At 61.4% G+C, this 18409-nt stretch carries 14 protein-coding genes and 1 pseudogene; 7 read left to right on the top strand and 8 right to left on the bottom strand.

Annotation, left to right across the window (positions count from 1 at the left end; translation table 11 throughout):
* Positions 1–316 precede the first annotated feature (316 nt).
* From hslO to yrfG, 3 genes are read right to left on the bottom strand one after another with little or no spacing between them, the layout of a single operon-like run.
* Positions 317–1171 (bottom strand): Hsp33 family molecular chaperone HslO, encoded by an 855-nt coding sequence (gene hslO, locus E0L37_RS13080; protein WP_133492170.1) that lies wholly within the window; start codon positions 1169–1171, stop codon positions 317–319.
* A gap of 53 nt (positions 1172–1224) precedes the next feature.
* Positions 1225–1608 (bottom strand): RNA-binding S4 domain-containing protein, encoded by a 384-nt coding sequence (locus tag E0L37_RS13075; RefSeq protein ID WP_133492169.1) that lies wholly within the window; start codon positions 1606–1608, stop codon positions 1225–1227.
* Entirely contained in the window at positions 1605–2258 is a 654-nt protein-coding gene (gene yrfG, locus E0L37_RS13070; protein ID WP_240687471.1) for a GMP/IMP nucleotidase, read from the bottom strand. The genes E0L37_RS13075 and yrfG overlap by 4 nt, the downstream gene beginning before the upstream one ends.
* 139 nt (positions 2259–2397) lie before the next feature.
* On the opposite strand from yrfG, the gene E0L37_RS13065 reads away from it, so the two are divergent.
* Positions 2398–3846 carry a PLP-dependent aminotransferase family protein gene (locus tag E0L37_RS13065; RefSeq protein WP_133492167.1) on the top strand — a complete coding sequence of 483 codons (1449 nt, stop codon included), beginning with the start codon at positions 2398–2400 and terminating at the stop codon, positions 3844–3846.
* Here E0L37_RS13065 and E0L37_RS13060 read toward each other — a convergent pair.
* Entirely contained in the window at positions 3833–6037 is a 2205-nt protein-coding gene (locus tag E0L37_RS13060) for a hypothetical protein (RefSeq protein ID WP_133492166.1), read from the bottom strand. The two genes, E0L37_RS13065 and E0L37_RS13060, sit on opposite strands and share 14 nt — an antisense overlap.
* 570 nt (positions 6038–6607) lie before the next feature.
* Here E0L37_RS13060 and E0L37_RS13055 point away from each other — a divergent pair.
* The 4 genes from E0L37_RS13055 to E0L37_RS13040 all read left to right on the top strand — a co-directional run bounded on the left by E0L37_RS13055 (position 6608) and on the right by E0L37_RS13040 (position 11870).
* Positions 6608–8908 carry a DUF6351 family protein gene (locus E0L37_RS13055; RefSeq protein WP_133492165.1) on the top strand — a complete coding sequence of 767 codons (2301 nt, stop codon included), beginning with the start codon at positions 6608–6610 and terminating at the stop codon, positions 8906–8908.
* A gap of 645 nt (positions 8909–9553) precedes the next feature.
* Positions 9554–10108 carry an ADP compounds hydrolase NudE gene (gene nudE, locus E0L37_RS13050; RefSeq protein ID WP_133492164.1) on the top strand — a complete coding sequence of 185 codons (555 nt, stop codon included), beginning with the start codon at positions 9554–9556 and terminating at the stop codon, positions 10106–10108.
* A 23-nt stretch (positions 10109–10131) separates the two neighbouring features.
* Entirely contained in the window at positions 10132–10944 is an 813-nt protein-coding gene (gene cysQ, locus E0L37_RS13045) for a 3'(2'),5'-bisphosphate nucleotidase CysQ (RefSeq protein ID WP_133492163.1), read from the top strand.
* A 2-nt stretch (positions 10945–10946) separates the two neighbouring features.
* Positions 10947–11870: an alpha/beta hydrolase gene (locus tag E0L37_RS13040; protein WP_133492162.1), complete on the top strand. Its 924-nt coding sequence runs from the start codon at positions 10947–10949 to the stop codon at positions 11868–11870.
* Positions 11871–11879: 9 nt separating this feature from the next.
* Here E0L37_RS13040 and E0L37_RS13035 read toward each other — a convergent pair whose 3' ends face one another.
* Positions 11880–12071, bottom strand: a complete 192-nt coding sequence (locus tag E0L37_RS13035; protein ID WP_133492161.1) for a hypothetical protein — start codon at positions 12069–12071, stop codon at positions 11880–11882.
* 284 nt (positions 12072–12355) lie between these two features.
* On the bottom strand, positions 12356–13045 hold the full coding sequence (locus E0L37_RS13030; RefSeq protein ID WP_133492160.1) for a Crp/Fnr family transcriptional regulator: 690 nt from the start codon (positions 13043–13045) through the stop codon (positions 12356–12358).
* A 528-nt stretch (positions 13046–13573) separates the two neighbouring features.
* On the opposite strand from E0L37_RS13030, the gene E0L37_RS13025 reads away from it, so the two are divergent.
* Together E0L37_RS13025 and E0L37_RS13020 are read left to right on the top strand one after the other, a co-directional pair.
* The gene (locus tag E0L37_RS13025) at positions 13574–14182 is read left to right on the top strand and encodes an HD domain-containing protein (protein ID WP_133492159.1); all 609 of its coding nucleotides are present in this window, start codon (positions 13574–13576) and stop codon (positions 14180–14182) included.
* A gap of 147 nt (positions 14183–14329) precedes the next feature.
* Positions 14330–16270 carry a LamG-like jellyroll fold domain-containing protein gene (locus E0L37_RS13020; protein WP_133492158.1) on the top strand — a complete coding sequence of 647 codons (1941 nt, stop codon included), beginning with the start codon at positions 14330–14332 and terminating at the stop codon, positions 16268–16270.
* 122 nt (positions 16271–16392) lie between these two features.
* Here E0L37_RS13020 and E0L37_RS13015 read toward each other — a convergent pair whose 3' ends face one another.
* A complete protein-coding gene (locus E0L37_RS13015; protein WP_133492157.1) occupies positions 16393–17838 on the bottom strand; it encodes an amidase in 1446 nt (481 codons plus the stop codon).
* 294 nt (positions 17839–18132) lie between these two features.
* Positions 18133–18409 (bottom strand): annotated as a pseudogene (locus tag E0L37_RS13010) (IS4 family transposase); the annotation flags it as partial.

Here is an 18409-nt window from a genome sequence, read left to right as displayed (position 1 = left end):
TTTTCCTGGGCTTGTGGCCGAGCTGCGGGCTTGTACTCGGCGGCCGAAACCGCGTTCAAGGTAGCAAAGCCCCCTAGTTCGCATTGCGGGTGACAGTGCCGGTCTCGTGCCCTTTCGGGGCAAGACCTGAACCGGTGGTGTTTCCCACCTTTCGCCGTTTCCGGACCCGGAAAAACAGGCCAAGGGTAGCCGGACGGCGACTGCACGGGCCCAAGGAAGCAACCGGGTGGATGGCTTCGGGAAGCCCGACAGGGGCGCGATTATGCCAGAAAAGCCAAAAGGTGGCGACGCCGCGCCGGGGTCCGTTGCCACGGTTTTATGTTTCTTTGTGAATCAGCTCCGCCAAATCCACCGCATCGAAGTGTTCCTGATGGCCGCAGAAGTCGCAGGTCAGGGTGGCCTCCCCCTGCTCGTCCAGGATCGCCTGCAGTTCTTCCTTGCCCAGGGAAACCAGCGCCCGCTGGGTGCGCTCGCGGGAGCAGGTGCAGCCGAACGCCAGCGGCTGGGCCGGCGGCAGCTGCGGCGGGGTGTCGTGGAACAGCCGGTGCAGCACGGTGGTGGTGTCCAGGTCCAACAGTTCCTCGCCGCTTAGTGTGCTGGCCAGTGTTTCCAGGTGTTCCCAGGTGATGGCGTTGTGGTCGGCCTCGGCGACCTGATTGGGCAGGCGTTGCAGCATCAGGCCGGCGGCACGGCCGTTGCCCGCCGCCAGCCACAGGCGGGTGGGCAGCTGTTCGGATTGCCGGAAATACCCTTCCAGGCAGGTAGCCAGGTCCGGCCCTTCCAGAGGGACGATGCCCTGATACTGGCGGCCCTGCTCCGGACTTATGGTGATCACCATGGTGCCCTCGCCCAGCAGCGCCGGCAGGTTGGCGCGGTCCGTCGGCAGGGATTCCGCGTGGCGGGCCAGTGCGCGCACCTTGCCGTCGTCGCTGCATTCCGCCATCAGCAGCGACAGCGGTCCCTTGCCCTGGGCCTGCAGAGCCAGGCGGCCCTTGAATTTGAGGGTGCTGGCGAGCAGGGCCACGGCCACCACCGCCTCGCTGATCAGGCTCTGCACCACCAGCGGGTAGTCCCGGTTGCCGGTGATCGACGCCAGACTGCTTTCCAGGCGGATCAGTTCGCCACGGATGTCGGAGTCCGGGAAGAGAAAACGTTGCTTTTGGTCTTGCATCGGTACTTTTCCTGCTGTTTTCGGGGCGCTGCCGAATCGATGGTAAACGGCCCTTAGATGTCGTTGTCGCGCTTGAAACGGGCCAGATCGCGCCGTTCCTTCTTGCTGGGGCGGTGATCCGGGCTGGCGCTGTGCGCCATGCGCCGTTGCTCCGCCTTGTTCTCGCGTTGCTGGCGGCTCTCCTCGGTTTCCTGATAGAGCGTCTGGGCGACGCTGGCTGGACCGCGCTTGTTGCTGAGGCCCTGGACCCGCACCGTCCACTGCTCATCGCCTTTGCGGATCAGCACTTCGCTGCCGGGGTGCACGGTTTTGCTGGGCTTGGCCTTGGCGCCATCGACCTGGATCTTGCCGCCTTCAACGGCCTGCTTGGCCAGGCTGCGGGTTTTGAAGAAGCGGGCCGCCCACAGCCAGGAGTCGATGCGGGTGCCCTCGCTCACGGCAGGACCCGCAGGAAATCGTCGATGGCCTCGAACGGGCGGGTGTCGTCGCGCTCCGGCAGGCCGGAGTCGGGGCGGCGGATCGAAACCAGATGGCCCAGGCCAAAACGCCGGCCGGAATGTAGCACCGGAAGAGAGTCGTCCACCAATAGTGTGCGGGCCGGATCGAACGGGTGCGCCTCGCGCAGATCCCGCCAGAACGGTTGGTGTTCCTTGGCGTGGCCGTAGTCGTGACTGGACACCAGGGCATCGAAGTACCGCTCGATGCCGGTGCGTTCCAGTTTCACCCGCAGCGCGTCGCGGTGGGCGTTGGTGACCATGATTACCCTTTGCGAGCTGGCGGCGAGAGCGTTGAGGAACGCCTCGGCGCCGGGGCGGATGGCGATCCGGTCCGCCGCCGCACGTTTCAGTTCGGCGATGTTCAGTCCCAGCTCCGACGTCCAGAAGTCCAGGCAATACCAATTCAGGGTGCCCTGGTGGCGGGCGATCCAGGCGTGCAGTTTGTGTTCCGCCTGATTGGCGGGCAGCCCGTGGGTCAGGGCGTACTGTTCGGGGACGTGCTGCTGCCAGAACCAGTTGTCGAAGCGCAGATCCAGCAGGGTGCCGTCCATGTCCAGCAGCACCGTGTCGATAGCGTTCCAGTTGATCATTGTCATGCCTGTCGGGGAAGTACCTGTCGCGGTGGCACAGTATGCAGGATCGGCGCCGGCGCCGAAATACGCCGGGTGTCCGGTCCTGGTGCGGCGGTGCATAATTGGGGCACATACGACAATAAAATGAGAAGGTTCGGTGAACGAAGAAGGATTCCTCTACGAGCGGATCAGCCGCCGGTTGTTGGAGCAAATCGGTGCTGGCAGCTACGCGGTGGGGCAGAAGCTGCCCTCGGTTCGACATTTGAGCCGCCTGTTCCAGGTCAGTGTCAACACGGTGATGCAGAGTTACCGCCAATTGGAGGCGGAAGGCTATCTGGAGATTCGCCCCCAGTCCGGCGCCTATGTGCGTCATTGTGAAGTCCATGACGTGCCGGAGCCGGATGGGTCGCGCTACCCGTTGCTGCCGGTGGAGGTGTCGCTGAGCGAGGAGGTGTTGCATTACATGGAATTGCATGTGATGCCGCGCCAGGTGCGGCTTGGTATCGCCTTGCCCGGTGTCGAGGTGATGCCGGTGGAGCGGGTCACCTCGACCATCCGCGAAGTGGCCCGGAATTACCCCCAGGAGACCTGGGATTACATGCATCCCCATGGGTTTCCGCAGTTCACCCATCATCTTGCCCGTCGCAGCCTGTCCTACGACGTACCGGTGGTGCCGGACGATATCATCGTCACCGGCGGCGCCATGGAGGGCTTGTCCCTGGCGCTGCGCAGCGTCAGCCGGCCCGGCGACGCCGTTGCGGTGGAATCGCCCACCTATTACGGCACCCTGTTGTTGTTGAAGACGCACCAGCGGCGGGTAGTGGAGATTCCCACCCATCCGCGCCATGGCATCAGCCTGTCGGCATTGGAGCGGGTCTTCGCCGAGCGCGGAGTGTCCGCCTGCATCGTGTCCGCCAATGCGCAGAATCCGCTGGGATTCACCATGAGCCGGGAGCGCAAGCAGGCATTGTCGGCGCTGGCCCGGCGTTATCAGATCCCGCTGATCGAGAATGATGTCTGGGGCGATACCGTCTATGAAGATGGCGCGGTACCGGTCAAGGCCTTCGACGACGACGGCTGGGTGCTCTACTGCAACAGCTTTTCCAAAACCCTGATGCCCGGCCTGCGCATCGGCTGGGCGGCGCCGGGCCGGTTCCAGCGGCGCTTTCTGGAACTCAAACAGCTAAGCACCATCACCTCCACCTCCCTGTCGCAGATCGTCATGGGGCGGTTGCTGGAAAGTGGTTTCTACGCTCAGCATATCCGGGATTTGCGCGCTACCCTGCAGAGGCAGGTGGAGGCCACGGCCCGGGAGGTGCGCGCGGCGTTCCCATCGGGTACCCGATTGACCCGCCCCACTGGCGGCTGCGTGCTGTGGGTACGGTTGCCGGGCCGGGTGAATGCCGCGGCGCTGTTCGAAAAAGCGGCCCGGGAAGGGATCCATGTCTTCCCCGGCGGTGTGTTCTCGCTGGACAACAAGCACTCGGATTACTTGCGCCTGAACGCTGGTGGCCCGGTCACTGGAGAGGTAGTGCGGGCGTTACGCTGGCTGGGAAAAGCGGCCGCCGAGCTGGCGGCCGTGGCGGGGAACGCTAATCGCGGCTGAGGCCGGTGTAGTCGTCCGTGTAGCAGGGCGATTCCCCGCATACATCGATCACCGAACCGAACTGTTCCAGGAACGCTGATTTCTGTTGCCGTGCGCTCACTGTGTTGCGCGGGGACTCGTGAGGATCCTCGCCGGCGCTTGGGCCGGTATTGGTCAGCGGAGCATAGGGCGTGCCGTGGCCACTGTCCGGGTCATGGGCGCCGCTGTCCCAGACCATCAGGGCATGGCCGTGATAGGGGTACTGCTGGATGCGCTCAATATCGACATAGGGCACGGTGTCCGGGTGTTCTCCCAATCGGGCGGTCGGCTCATGCATGGCCGCGCCGATGGTGCGAGCCATGATTTCCGCGCTCCAGGTGGTGACCAGGTGATCACCCAGGGCGGGGTGAAGAAGAACGCGCTTGCCGGTGGGGGTGCCGGGCAGGGAACGGCCGGCAAGATGGCTGAGGTAGCCGTTGTTTTCCGCTCTGTCCCAGAGCATTTGCATCAATCCCAGCACCAGGCTGCGATCCAGTTCGTTCGGGTAAGCCTGGTTGAGAATGACGCCGAACCGTTCATTGAAAGGGCCGTACCGGCGCAGCAAAAGGCTGTAGTTGCTGCCGGGCACGCCCAGGACACCACGATGCAGATTCGGGGCGGTGGCAATGAGGGCGCCGCCCAGGATGCCGCCCTGGCTGTTGCCGTCGTAGAACACCTCGGTGGGGTCGTGGATCAGGGTGTTGTCCGGGCCATGGTGGAACGCCGGGTCGGAGGCGAAGCCATCGGGATGGCGCAGCAGCTCGGCCAGGAACATGGCATTGAGCAGGCCCTGTTGGCTACGGTCGAGTTGGCGCGGTAACAGAGAGATGTCAGCGAGGATGTGATGGATCACGCCGGCGATAAAATCCTCTTGAGCCATGCCTATCCAGTCGGTGGCGCAAAACAGGATGTTGTGCTCCGTTTGCATGGCGCGCACGTTTCCGGAGCGGAACTCACCGCCAGGGCCTTCGCCAAACAGACCATGGCCGTAAAGCGCGGGCCGGGCGGGAGTCACCGGGCTGTCCGGATCGGAGAAATCCTGCACCGTGGAGTCCGGGACCTGGCAGCGAAAGCGGGCGGTAAGGGTGTCATCGCCGTTCCACTGTTCCGGCAGAGCGTCCGGTGCGTTGTTCCCGGAATAGTTGAAGCTGGCACCGGGAACGCCTCCAGTTTTATTCAGAAAGTTGGGGACTTCGAAGGTGCCGGTGATGCCACGGCTAAGGCCGGAGCGGGGTTTGCCCTCAATATCCGTGCCGACCTGATCAATGGTGAACGCGGGGGCGCCTCCTCCCAGATTGGCGAAGGCCTGATCGCGGATATGAAGGAGCCGCTCGGTCAGGTTTTTCTGGCTGGCGACGGTAAAGGTCCATGCCTGTATCAGGTCCCGCCGTGCGATACCGTGGCTTTCCAGGGATGCAAACAGGGTGTTCATGCTTTCCCGGCGGGCTTCCAGCACCGGCTCCCCGGTATCTTGACCATCCCGGTAGGCTTTGAAGAGCGCGGACGCTTCAAGGGCTTCCCCCTGGTCATCAACCAGGTTGCGCAGGGCCACGATGTAGGTCCGTCCTTCCAGCAAATTCCGGGCGGGCCGGATGAGCAGGGCGCGGCCTTCCGTGCTGGAGGCATTGGCGTCCATCTCCACCCAGATCAGTTGCCGCTCACCGGTTTCCGCGTCGAGCAGCAGTACCGGGGCGTCCGTGTCCATCGCCTTGGACAGATCGTCGATAGTGACGGCGCCGCTGGCCTCAAGATCCACGTTTCCGGTCCAGGTCTGGATCATGGCGCCGGGCGAGAAACCATCGTTCCGGTTCCACTCGGCGGGATCCACTGGCGTGGCCTCGGTGGTATGTACTCCGGTTGGGGCATAGGGGTTGGCGTCGATGGCGACCGGCTGGGCGATGGGCATCGCCTGCCGCTGGAAATTGACCCGGAGGCCGGTTGGTGTGGCCGCATCGGCTTTGGTGAAGTAGTTGTTCGGAAACGGGTACAGACAACGAGCGGTGACGGTCAGATCGCAGTATTCGGCGCTGGACAGGTCCAGATCGGACAGGTCGGGGGGCGGCTCCCCGGTGGCGGGACCGGACGATGAGCCGGAGCCCCCGCAGGCGGTGAGCAAAAGGAAGGAGCATGCCGCACCGGCAATGGCCAGGCGAGGATGTCGGATACTAAACATGAATCATTCTCCAGAACGACATTTTGTTGTTGTTGGCCTTTTTATCTAGCCATCACCGGGGCCTTTGATGAAAGGCACAGTTTGGAAGAAGCGGCTGGAACAGTGGGGAAAATCCTGGATTTGAAGCCGCCGGGTAGCCGCGGACCGGCTTGGGAAAATAGGGGGGGACGCGATAAAAAACGCCGGCTGACGCCGGCGTGGTGAGGCAGTGCAAAAGGTAAGGACGTTAATAGCTCTCCCGAGAGCGCTCACTAATAGCTAACGACCTCGGCGGTTATCTAACCGTCTCGCGCGGCGGCATAACAGATACAGTTGCCGCCATTTGGCTGAAACAGTTGCATAGCCTGATCCGGCCACTTCCGATGGCGATACTGTGTCAGCAACTTTGCCGGAACTGTGTCTGTTTTGGCGATGCCGCCATGCCTACCTTCTAAACCGATAACAACAACATCGAGGAGAGACATGATGTCCGTGACAGGATCGGGCGCGCGCGCGTTGTCGGGCTATAGACGGTCGGGCGACAGAGAGTCGGACAGTAACGGGTCAGACAACAACGGATGGAAGCAGGGGGTGGCCGGCGCTTTGCTGGTTGGCGCGGCCCTGGCGCTGAGTGCTTGTGGGGGCGGTTCGAGCTCCCGCGATCGCGCCCCGGAAGTATTCCTGAGCGTGCTGTCCAGCGACCCGCAATGGGTCAGCGGTGGTGATGCGCGCATTCGTATCGAAGGGGCGCCGGAAGGCGCGACCCTGGCTCTGAACGGTGAGCCGGTGACAGCCGACAGCCTGTCAGAAAAAGAGAATGGTCTGGAAGGGGTAATCTCTGGTCTGGCTCTGGGCGATAACGAGCTGACCGTGAGTGACTCGGAAGGTGGCGTTCTGAGCACGCTCACGCTCACCAACCACCCGCAGGAAGGGCCCATGTTCTCCGGGCCGCATCAGTACCCGTTCGTGTGCACCACGGTATCTGAATTCGGCAAGCAGCCGTTGGTGGATACCGGCGGTGACGAGGGCTTCCCTGTATACGACGAAGGCGGGCAACAGATCGGCCTGAGCCGGGACTGCGGTCTGGAGCCGTTCGTGGAATACGTTTACCGCGGCACCGACGGCAGCTACAAACCGATGCCGGAAGACGGTTCCCGGCCGGCGGACATCGCCACCACCACGCTGATGGACGGCCGCGAGGTGGACTTCGTGGTGCGTTGGGAACGTGGCACCATCAACCGTTTCCTTTATTCCATCGCCATGCTCGCGGAAGCCGGCGAGGAGGCTGGATCGCTGGATACCAGCCTCTGGAACGGACGGCTCATGTACCGCTTTCAGGGCGGCGTCGGCATCGGCCACACCCAGGGACGCATGGACGTCAACCGCCGGGCGTTGCAGCCGGATGTTCTGGGCAAGGGATACGCCATCATTTATTCCACCGGTAACCGCATGTCCGAGCACTACAATGTGCAGGTGGGCGGTGAGACCGCGCTGATGGTCAAGGAACGCTTCGTCGAGTTGTATGGCAAACCGCTGTATACCGTTGGTCTCGGTGCGTCCGGCGGTGCCATTCAGCAGTACGTGTACGGGCAGAATCACCCGGGGCTGATCGACGCGGCGATTCCGGTGCAGAGCTATCCGGACATGGTCACCCAGACCATCCACATCGGCGACTGTGAGTTGCTGGAGTACTTCATGGATGCCACGGACCGCACTAACGAAAAATGGCATGTCACCAAGAACCGCACCTGGCTGGTGGGGCTGAACGCCACTGATGAGGTACCCGATCCATTGGCCGGCGCCAAAACGCAACTGGGGTATGGCACCGCGCCGGGTTCCACCGAGTGCGTGGAGTCCTGGCGAGGACTGACGCCGCTGACCATGAACCCGCACTATGGTCAGGCCCGCAACCAGGAGCAGATGCAGCCGGCGGGCATCATGGATGCGGTGAACTGGAGCCATTACGACGATCTGCGCAACGTCTATGGCATGGACGGCGAGGGCTATCCCCGCCGTCTGTTTGACAATGTCGGTGTGCAGTACGGTCTGCAATCCTTGCTGGATGGCCATATCTCCGCCGAGGAGTTCCTCAACCTGAACGCCCGGGTGGGGGGTTGGAAGCCGCAGAAGGACATGGTGCAGGAAGGCTTTCCGTTCATCGGTACCCTGGACGACGTGCTGGCGGACCCGAGCACGTTTGATCCGTGGAGCAAGCGCAACATGACTCTCAGCGAGGATCCGTCCACCCCGGCGCCGCGTACCGAAGGCAATCTGGAAGCGATTCGCGCCGCCTATGAGGCCGGTATCGTGTTCCACGGCGAGATCGGCATTCCGGTGATCGACTGGCGCCCGTACTTGGAAGAAGAGCTGGATATGCACAACGCCCACCAGTCCTTCGCCGTGCGCCAACGCATGATCGACTTCGCCGGCAACGCGGACAATCAGGTGATCTGGTTCAGTGATGCCCGTCCCGAGGAAGGGCCGGATCAGGTGGCGCTGGCATTGGAAGTGGTGGATGAATGGATGGCCAATCTGCTGGCGGACCCGCAAGCGTCGGTGGCCCAAAGCCGGCCGGAACGCGCCCGGGATGCCTGTTTCGCCACCGATGGCAGCCTGATCGCCCGTGGTGACGATGTGTGGGATGGTGTGCTCAATGAGCAAGAGGAAGGAGCCTGTACCGAGACCTTCCCGCTTTATTCCACATCGCGCATCGTCGCTGGCGCGCCCTATCAGGGTGATGTCTTCAAATGCGCGCTGAAACCCGTCAGCACGGCTCTGCAAGACGGAACCTACGGCGATTGGGCGCCATCGGCGGAGCAGATCGCCGAACTCAACGCCATCTTCCCGCAAGGGGTGTGTGACTACAGCCAACCGGACCAGGGCCGGCCCTGATTCGGAAGTAAAAAAGCATCGCGGCTCGTGAGCCGCTCCCACAAAAGACGTTGATGGGCTCTGTGGGAGCGGCTCACGAGCCAGTGGTGTCTCATAATTCGCTTACACGCAACACGCAACACGCAACACGCAACACGCAACACGCAACACGCAACACGCTTACACGCCAAACCCTTGGTTCGCTTGCGCAGCCTCGCAGACACGAATTCGCACAGCCTTCGCTGCCAAGCGGGCCGCTCCACAACTGTGGGACAGCAACGACCCACGAGCCGCGATTCCTTTCACGAGCCAATCCCGTTAGGCTTGGGGCCGAGAGCCTGTTCATGATCGTTACGCCGCCGCGCCGGAGTTCCCTGTTTACCCGGTAGAGAGTGTTGTCAGGTCGTGATTCCGATTGTGCGGTGTAGTCCATCTACATAAACAAGCGTAATCGCGGCCTGGCGGACTCTCCACCTAAAGAAAGTGGGGCCCGGCCCTTCGGGTTGCGCTGGAAAATACCCGGAGGGCACAGGGCCGCCAGATGACGCCCCGGCCTTTGCCTTTGGCCCCACCAGAGCCCGCAGTCCGCGACGCCCTCTGGCGGCTTTTCCGGTGGCAACGCGGCGGCGTAACGATCATGAACAGGCTCCTGACACAGGAGCCCCCATGGACGAACAAAAGCCGCGCATTCTGGATACCCGCCTGGTGGCGCAAAGCCGCCTGTTCGGCATCGAAGAGATGCACCTCCGTTTCTCCAACGGCGAGGAGAGAACCTACGAACGCCTGCGCACTCCGCCGTTGGCCGGCGTCATGTGCGTGCCGATGCTGGACGAGGATACGGTGTTGCTGATTCGGGAGTACGGCGCCGGCGTCGAGGAATATCTGCTGACCCTGCCCAAGGGCGCCTACGAGCACGGCGAGGACTGGCGCGAGGCGGCCAACCGTGAGTTGAAGGAAGAAGCCGGCCACGGTGCCCGCAAGCTGACCTTCATGAAGCGACTGTCCTTGTCTCCCGGCTACATGGGCCACCATATTGGTGTGGTGCTGGCGGAAGACCTCTACGAGGAATCATTGCCCGGCGATGAACCGGAGCCATTGGAAGTGGTCCCCTGGAAACTGTCCGAGCTGGATCGTCTGATCGAGCGGGACGATATGACCGAAGCGCGGGTCATCGCCGCGCTGTATATGACGCAACGCCTTCTCGACCAACGCCATTCTTGACCAACGAAAAGCGGAAAGCCGTAATGACTGACTTTAATGCCCTGCTGGACTCCCTCTCCAAGATCGCCCGTGACGCGGGCAGCGCCATTCTGACCGTGTACGAGCGGGATGATTTGGGCGTGGAAACCAAGGACGACAAATCACCGATCACCGAGGCGGATAAAGCCGCCCACGACATTATCGTCGCCGGCCTTGAGACGTTGACCCCGGAAATTCCGGTGTATTCCGAGGAATCCGGGGACATCGACTACGCCACCCGCAAGGACTGGCCGCGGTTCTGGCTGGTGGACCCGCTGGACGGGACCAAGGAATTCATCAAGCGTAACGGCGAGTTCACCGTGAACATCGCGCTGATCGAAGGCGATACGCCAGTGCTGGGCGTGGTCTACGTGCCGGTCACCGGGGTGCTGTACCTGGGCGGGCGCGGCGTCGGTGCCTTCAAGGAGGAGAACGGCGAGCGGGGCGCCATCCAGTGCCGTGAGCGCACCACACCGGTGGTGATGGTGGCCAGCCGCAGCCATGGCGGCGAAGCGGTGGAAAAACTGGAGGCCTTCATTCGCGAGGAAGTCGGCGATGTGGAACGCACTTCCATGGGCTCCTCGCTGAAACTGTGCCTGGTGGCGGAAGGCAAGGCGGACCTCTATCCGCGTCTGGCGCCCACCAGCGAATGGGACACCGCCGCCGCCCATGCGGTGGTGTCCGCCGCCGGCGGCGTGGTGGTGAACACTGCCTTTCAGCCGTTGGTCTACAATAAACCGGACATTCTTAATCCCCACTTCCTGGTGTTCGGCCAGGCTGTGGACAGCTGGCGGTTCATCGCGCCCGCCTTGGAGTAACCATGAGTCAGAGCGAAGCCATCCGATTCGTCAGCGCCGGCCAGTCCTGTTGCGGTGATTTGTTCCTGCCGGAAGGGGGCGGGCCCTTCGCCACGCTGATCATGGCGCACGGTTTCGGTTTGACCCGGGAATGCGGACTGGCGCCGTTCCGGGACGCTTTCCTGGCCGCCGGTTACGCGGTGTTCTGGTTTGATTACCGGCACTTCGGTGATAGCGAAGGCATACCCCGGCAACTGCTGTCGCCGGCCCGTCAGGTGGCGGACTGGCAGGCGGCGTTGCATACCGTGCGTGGCCATCCTCAGGTGGACTCGGATCGCATCGTCCTGTGGGGAACGTCCTTTTCCGGCGGCCTGGTCACCGCGGTGGCCGCCCGTGAGCGGGTGGCCGGTATTATCAGCCAGTGCCCGATGATGGACGGCTTCAACGCGGTGCTGGAAGTGATCCGCTACGGTGGGTTGATGCAGGGGGGGCGGCTTACCGCTTTTGGGGCTCTGGACGCGGTGCGCGGCGCGGTGGGCTTGTCACCGTGCTACGTGGCCAGTGCCGGCCACCCCGGCGAAGCGGCGGCGATGAGCAGTGAAGACGCTTATCAGGGCTACACCGCCTTGTTGGCGGACGGGGTTCCCAACCAGGTGGCGGCGCGGATTGCCTTCAGTCTGCCGCTGTTTCGCCCGGTGACCGTGGCCGACCGGGTGCAATGTCCGGCGTTGGTGCTGGTCTGCGATGAGGACACGGTGGCGCCGGCACGGGACGCGGACCGGGCGATCGCCCGGATGGCGAACGCGACGGTGCGCCGCTATTCCATCGGACACTTCGATATTTACCAGGGCGAGCACCGGGAGCGCGCTCTGCGGGAACAATTGGCCTTCCTGCGGCGCATTCTGGCTCCGAGCGATGAGCCGGCCGCGCCGGCGGCCGGCGGGTAGCGCGGGCTTTCAGCTCAGCCAGGGCGGCAGCAACTCGACCAGCTGTTGGGTCATATAGCCATGGCTGAGATGAACGGCCATGCCGAACAGGCATAGATTCAATGCCGGCAACATCATCCCCAGCGCCAGGAAATTCACCACCACGGTCTGACGGATGCGTCCGCTCCACAGCAAGGCGCCGACCACGACGACCACCGCCATGGGCGCGGCCAGCCAATCCGGCGGTGTGACATCAGCCCAGTCCAGAAGCCGGATCGGTAAGACAGGTTCAGGTAATAAATCGGAAAACAACGGCGGTGCCCCCACAGCAAGCCGTCCTTGAATGACCGTGGCGGTGCTTTATTCCGTGTGCCGCCAATAATGATTTAGTGGCTAAATGCTATCACAGTTAATACTAAAGTGTTAATTCTGTCTAACCTGAAAGTCACCGTTAGGCATGATGGGCGGCATTCGGCTCCGAGTCATCGCATCGTCGGCGTTCGCCTTCAGTGCCCATCCAGGTAGCGTCGCAGGGCTTGGGGGTCAGGGAGGGTGACGGTGCCATAACCGAAGCGGATCAGACCCTCCGCTTCCAACTGCTTGAGCACACCATGCACGCCCTGGCGGCTCATACCCAGCATGCTGGCGATGTGTTCCCGGGTCAGCTTGAAAGTCACCGGCTCGACCAGGGCGTGGCCGTCCAGGGTTTCCGCCAGGAACAACAGGCGCCGGCCAAGCCGTCCCGGCATATCACGCAGGGCGTTGTCCTCAATCACGGAAATGGCCGACCACAGACGGCGGCTGAGCATGTCCAGGGTGCGGGGGTAGGCCTCCGGATGGCGGCTCAGCAGGGCCCGGTAATCCTGACCGGGGATCTCCAGCAGCTCGCCATCGCTGTGGGCGGTGGCGCCGAACACCCGCGGCATGCCGGGGGAGAACACTGTATCGCCGAACCAGGCGCCGGCCTGGAACAGAGTCAGAATGACCTCGCGCCCCTCGGGGTTGGTGGAACTGATCCGCACGTTACCGGTGCCCACCACCGACAGAGTCGATTGCACCTCTCCGCGCTCGTACAGCACCTGGCCGGTCTGGAACGGCCGGATACGGGCCGCCGTGGCGGCTTCCCGCAAGGCCGGTTCGGGCAATCCGGAGAGCAGGGAGCAGCTGCGTAAAATGGCCAGGGTCCGGTCACTCATGGTCGTTTCCCCATCGCTCTTTTCGCCATTCTTCGCGCCTCTTCTTCCGTCATCTTTCAAGTGTAAAGAAATTGACGGTTTGTCGCTGCCCCCGGACCTAGACTGAACCCACGGTTCCATTGTTTGGCGCCCGCCGTGGCGCGGACCGATAGCAGGGCCTGTTCACACTATTTCCATCGCGCCTGTTGCGGCTAAAACGTCACCAATCCAGGCACGAGGAGAGAAGTTTGGTCGTTCCAAATGAACGACGAGTAACGCGGAGTGGTGACGTTTTAGCCGCAACCCGAAGGGCTGGAGCCCTTTTTACCTCCAGCGTCGTTGTCGGTTGCTCATTTGGAATGACCAAACCGCGCGCCCTCCGCCTCGCTGGAGGCAAAAAGGGCATCCAGCAGGCGCGATGTAAATAGTGTGAACAGGCCCTAAATAACGTTCAATAATGACCCGTCGCGCCAGCCTGCCGCCACCGTGACCCGCACCCCGGGCCGTGTGATCGGTGGCCCCCGCGCCGGGGTTCGGGAGAACCACATTATGCAAGGTCAGCACGACGAACTCAGAGCCGGCTTCACCCACATGGAAGACGGCAAGGCCGAAGACTGGCAGATCATTTCCGATGCCTTTGGCGGTTTCGCCCGGGAACTGCCGGACCGGGTGATCGAACACCTGCGTCTGCTGGAAGGCGATTGCGGCGGCTTCCCGGTGGATCGGCTTACCCACTGTCTGCAGACCGCGACCCTGGCTCATCAGGACGGCAAGGACGAGGAGTATGTGGTGTGCGCGCTGCTGCATGACATCGGCGACACCCTTGGCCCGTACAATCATGCCGACATCGCCGCTTCCCTGCTGGAGCCGTTCGTCAGCGAGGAAAATTATTGGATGGTGAAACACCATGCCATTTTCCAGGGCTACTATTTCTTCCATCATCTGGGGCTGGATCGCAATCTGCGTGACCAGTTCCGGGACCATCCGTGCTTCGAACGTACCGTGGAGTTTTGCGCGAAATACGACGGCGCCGCCTTTGATCCGGAAGCGGAAACCCTGCCTCTGTCGTTTTTCGAGCCGATGCTGCGCCGGGTAATGGAAAAACCAAAACGCTCCCTGTACAAAAAGAGCTTCGATAAACAGGAAGCCACCGCCTGATCAAAGCCTGCCTGAGCGCCAATACCGATGGCATACCTGTCGGTATTGGCACTTTTGTTATTGAAATGACATTTCGTCGTCACTGTCCGGTCACTTCCGCTTTCTAGAGTACGCGCCCAGTCCTTATCGTGATTGCGGAGCTTGCTGATGAATGCGTTGAGACCCGTCGGGTGGCGTGCCACCTGGCTCGTTATTCTTTTGTCGTTGTTTCTGAGCGCCTGTGGGGGCGACAGCAGCAGCCATTCCGGTGGTGACCCCACGCCTCCGGATACCGGAAACGGTGATAATGGTGGTGATGGAGACGGTGGTGGGGATGATGGTGGTGACGGTGACGGTGGGAACACCCGCCAGAGCTTCACCGTGGCGGTGATTCCGGATACCCAGAAGTATGCCCGTTATTCCCAGGAACGCTACACGGTGCAGACGCAATGGATCGCGGACCATTATCAGGATGAAAATATCAAGTTCACGCTGCATCTTGGCGACGTGGTGGATCGTGCCAGAGAAAGCTATGAGTGGTCCAATGCGCGTGAGGCCATGCAGATTCTGGAATCGAATCCGGAAACGCCCTACAGCGTTCTCGCTGGCAATCATGATGTGCTCAACAGCGGGCAATGGGACGATCAGCGTGACCTGAGCGCGGAGCCGTTCCTGCAGCATTTCCCGGCGTCCCTGCAGGCCGCCAACTTCAGTACCTTCAAGGGTACCGACAGCACGGGTTTCAACAGCTATCACATTTTCGAGACCGACGGCCAGGCGTTCCTGGTGCTGGCGCTTGACTGGCGCTCTTCCGATCAGACTATTGCCTGGGCTCAGGACGTGCTGGATCAGCACCCCGACCTGCCGGCGATTCTCACCACCCACCAATTGTTGAACATCGCCGCTGACGGTGAAACCGCGATCTTTACTCCGGAGCACGGGGCGCCGCTGTGGGAAAAGCTGATCCGTTCCAACGATCAGATTTTCCTGACCTTCAACGGCCACCACCACGGCGAAGCGATGATGGTGGGCAAGAACGACTATGGCCGTGATGTGGTCATGGTGGTGGTGGATTACCAATCCGGTTTCTGGGGCGGTAACGGCATGATGCAACTGGTGACGTTTGACTACAGCGACGATGAACTGGACTTCATCTCCTATTCTCCGTGGGTGGCGGCCATCGACGAAGCGAGCCGGCAACCCCAGGACGAGCTGTCGCGCTGGGAATTCAGTGTGCCCATGGACTTCGAGCAACGCTTCTCGAATATGAACCAGGGCGAGGGAGTCGTGGCGCCGGGCAGCATCGAAGGTACCCAGGCCTACTGGATTCTGGACTCCGACCACCAACTCACCGCCACTGACAACAGCGTGAAGTTCATGGACGCCTCCGGCAACGGCAACACCATGACGCTGGTGTCCTATAACAATGCGGAAGGTAACGATCCGCAAGGCGCGCTCTCCGATTTCTTCCAGGTCACCGCCGACGCACCGCCGTTCGGATACGCCACAGGCAGCGCTGCTTTCATGGGCAACAATGCCATCGGGGGCTACTACCTGACCACCGACGGTCCTGGCCTGACCTTTGAAAAAAGCGGCGCCGGCCAACCGGGTTATCTGCCTCAGTACACCATTGAAGCGGTAGTGCGTCTGCCGGAAGACTGGACACCCGGGAGCAATCAGTGGTCCGGTATTCTCAATCATCAACCCGGCATTACCCGGGTATGTAACTATCACTCGGTCTCCTGCTCAGGCAGTGACGCCTCCTTGGGCCTGAATGTCTCCTCCCTGAAAGAGTTCCAGTGGGTGAGCACCTCCCAGAACGGCAAGGGGCAGGACAACTGGTCCTGGGAAGTGAGCAACGAGTACTGGTATCACATCGCGATGGTCAACGACGGCGAGCGGGTGCGGATGTACGTGGACGGCTCCCTGGTCATGCGTACCGGCGTCGATGAGCAACAGGGGCTGCTGGTGGAGCCGGGGCAGCCCTGGTCCATCGGCGTGAACAGCTGGCAGGGCAACCCCGGCAACCTGTTCGCCGGCGATATCGCCGAGATCCGTATTAACAACCGCGCCTTGGGACGGGACGAGTGGTTGTATAACCAGAGATAACCATAAAAGTAACTACCCTCATTTTCAGGGCGCCGGATGGCGCCCTTCTTTCTGATTGCCTGAAGGTGACTCGATCATCTTTTGGGGTCGCTGTTGAAACAATGGATAAAGGGCTCTGAACATTACAACGTCGCCCAGGGTTTTGCCTCCTCCAATGCGAAGGCGATTTCCAGCAAGGTTTTTTCGTCACCGTGGTCGGCCGAGAAGTGCACTCCGATCGGCAATCCCTCCGCACTCGTTCCCATGGGCAAGGAGATTGCTGGCCCACCAGAAATGTTGTTGTAAGGCGTAAAGCCCGTGTATTTTTCAAGCCGATCCAGCAATGTGTCGAACGGCACCTCCGGACTCAGATGTCCGAGCTTTGGAGGCGCATGACACAGCACCGGTGACAGTATCAGATCATAATCGCGGAAGGTATCGCGGTAAGTCCGCGTCGTGCCGCGTAGACGTCGCAACACACCTATCGTTCCCCAAATTTTTTCGCGGTAAAGGGCGGCCAGTCCCTGTGTCAGACCATCCAGTTTGGAAGGATCAAAGTCCGGACTGAAAAGGCGCTTGCCGAATTTGCTTACCAGGAATGTCATCAGGCCCCAGTAAACCGTGAAGTCGCTGCCGAAACGATCCGTCACTGGAAGCGGTGTTTCCACCACAATATGTCCCATGCTTTCTAACAGGGTCGCGGTTTCCGTTACTACTGCCCGTGTCTCATCGCTGATGGGCGTACCCATGATTGAATTGGTGACCAAACCGATCTTGAGGCGCCGGCTGCCCGGGCCCTCGATGAGGCCTAACTCCGGCAATTTCGGATTACGCCAGTAGCGCTCCGCGCCGGCAAAGAAAGCCGCGGTATCACGCACACTGCGCGTCACCACACCCTCGCCGATGATGTTGATAGGCAGTGAGCGTGCTGCTTCTCCATCCACCAGACGGCCACGGGTCGGCTTGAGGCCCACCAGGCCGCAACAGGCGGCGGGGATGCGGATGGAACCGCCGCCGTCGTTGGCGTGCGCGATGGGAATCACGCCTGCCGCCACCAGCGCTGCCGAACCGCCTGAGGACGCGCCGCAGGAATATTCTGTGTGCCAGGGGTTGCGTGTGGCCAGCTTCGGATCCATGAATTCCGTGGTGGCATTGAAACCGAATTCAGGCAACGTACTTTTGCCAAGCAGGGTGAACCCCTGGGCCATGTATTGACGTGCGAAGGCGCCCGTTTTTTTAGCGGGATTGGCTACAAAAGCGCAGGAGCCATGATTGGTGGGTAGGCCACGCACATCGGTATTGTCCTTTATGAAAGTGGGGATACCGGAAAAGATGCCCTGTGCTGGATCGTGCGCTGATGCGAGTGCATAGTCGTAATCGCGCAACTGGATGGCGTGCAGGATGCCGTCCACCCTTTCCGCCCGGTCAATGGCGGCCTTGGCCAGTTCCTTCGCGCTCACACGGCCTTTCTTCAGACGCTCGGTGAGCGCCACGGCATCGTCATGGCCAAGGGCGTCGTCCTCGAAAGCGTGAACTCTTCGTTGTCGCCCCTGTTGCTGCCCCTTTATTTTCTCCAGTGAGTTCTCCATCGGTCGTATTGGTCCCTTTCCATCGCAGAAAAATGATTTTTGCACGATGGTACCATTTTTAGTTGCCGCCAAGGTCTTGATGAGCCAATTCTTCCGGGCTTGGGTTCAAGTCTTGCCATCTGCCTTTGTGAGGCGGTTCTTGCTTGGGAGGGCAAAAGGCAAGACTTGACCCAAAAGCCGTGAAGAAAAGAAGGCTTGTATCGAAGAGTACGAGCCCTATATTTATGATTCTTGTAAAGAGATTGTTGATTTTTTCTCTTAAAGAACGTTATTGGCGTCAGGTCTGAATGGTACTTACTTAACGCTCGCCTTCTTTCCGCCCGAGGCCGTTTTATTCCATGGGCGTTGCTTCGGTGGATGCCCATGCTGACGTATCCAAGCCTGCGCCTCATGCCGGGGACGGGTTAACAGCGGAAGCGGCTTCGGTCGTCGCTTGACTGCTCTGGGTTCAATACGTCCTGGTCGATTCCCCACACGCTGCTGGCCGATCAGACGAAAGAGTTCCGTTAAATCGTCACTGGTATGGCAAGCGAGCCGTTGTTGGTACCAAGCCTGCCAGCATTGCAGCGCG

Source organism: Alcanivorax sp. 24 (assembly GCF_004360225.1).
Lineage (GTDB): Bacteria > Pseudomonadota > Gammaproteobacteria > Pseudomonadales > Alcanivoracaceae > Alloalcanivorax > Alloalcanivorax xiamenensis.
This window is presented reverse-complemented; position numbering and strand designations above follow the sequence as displayed.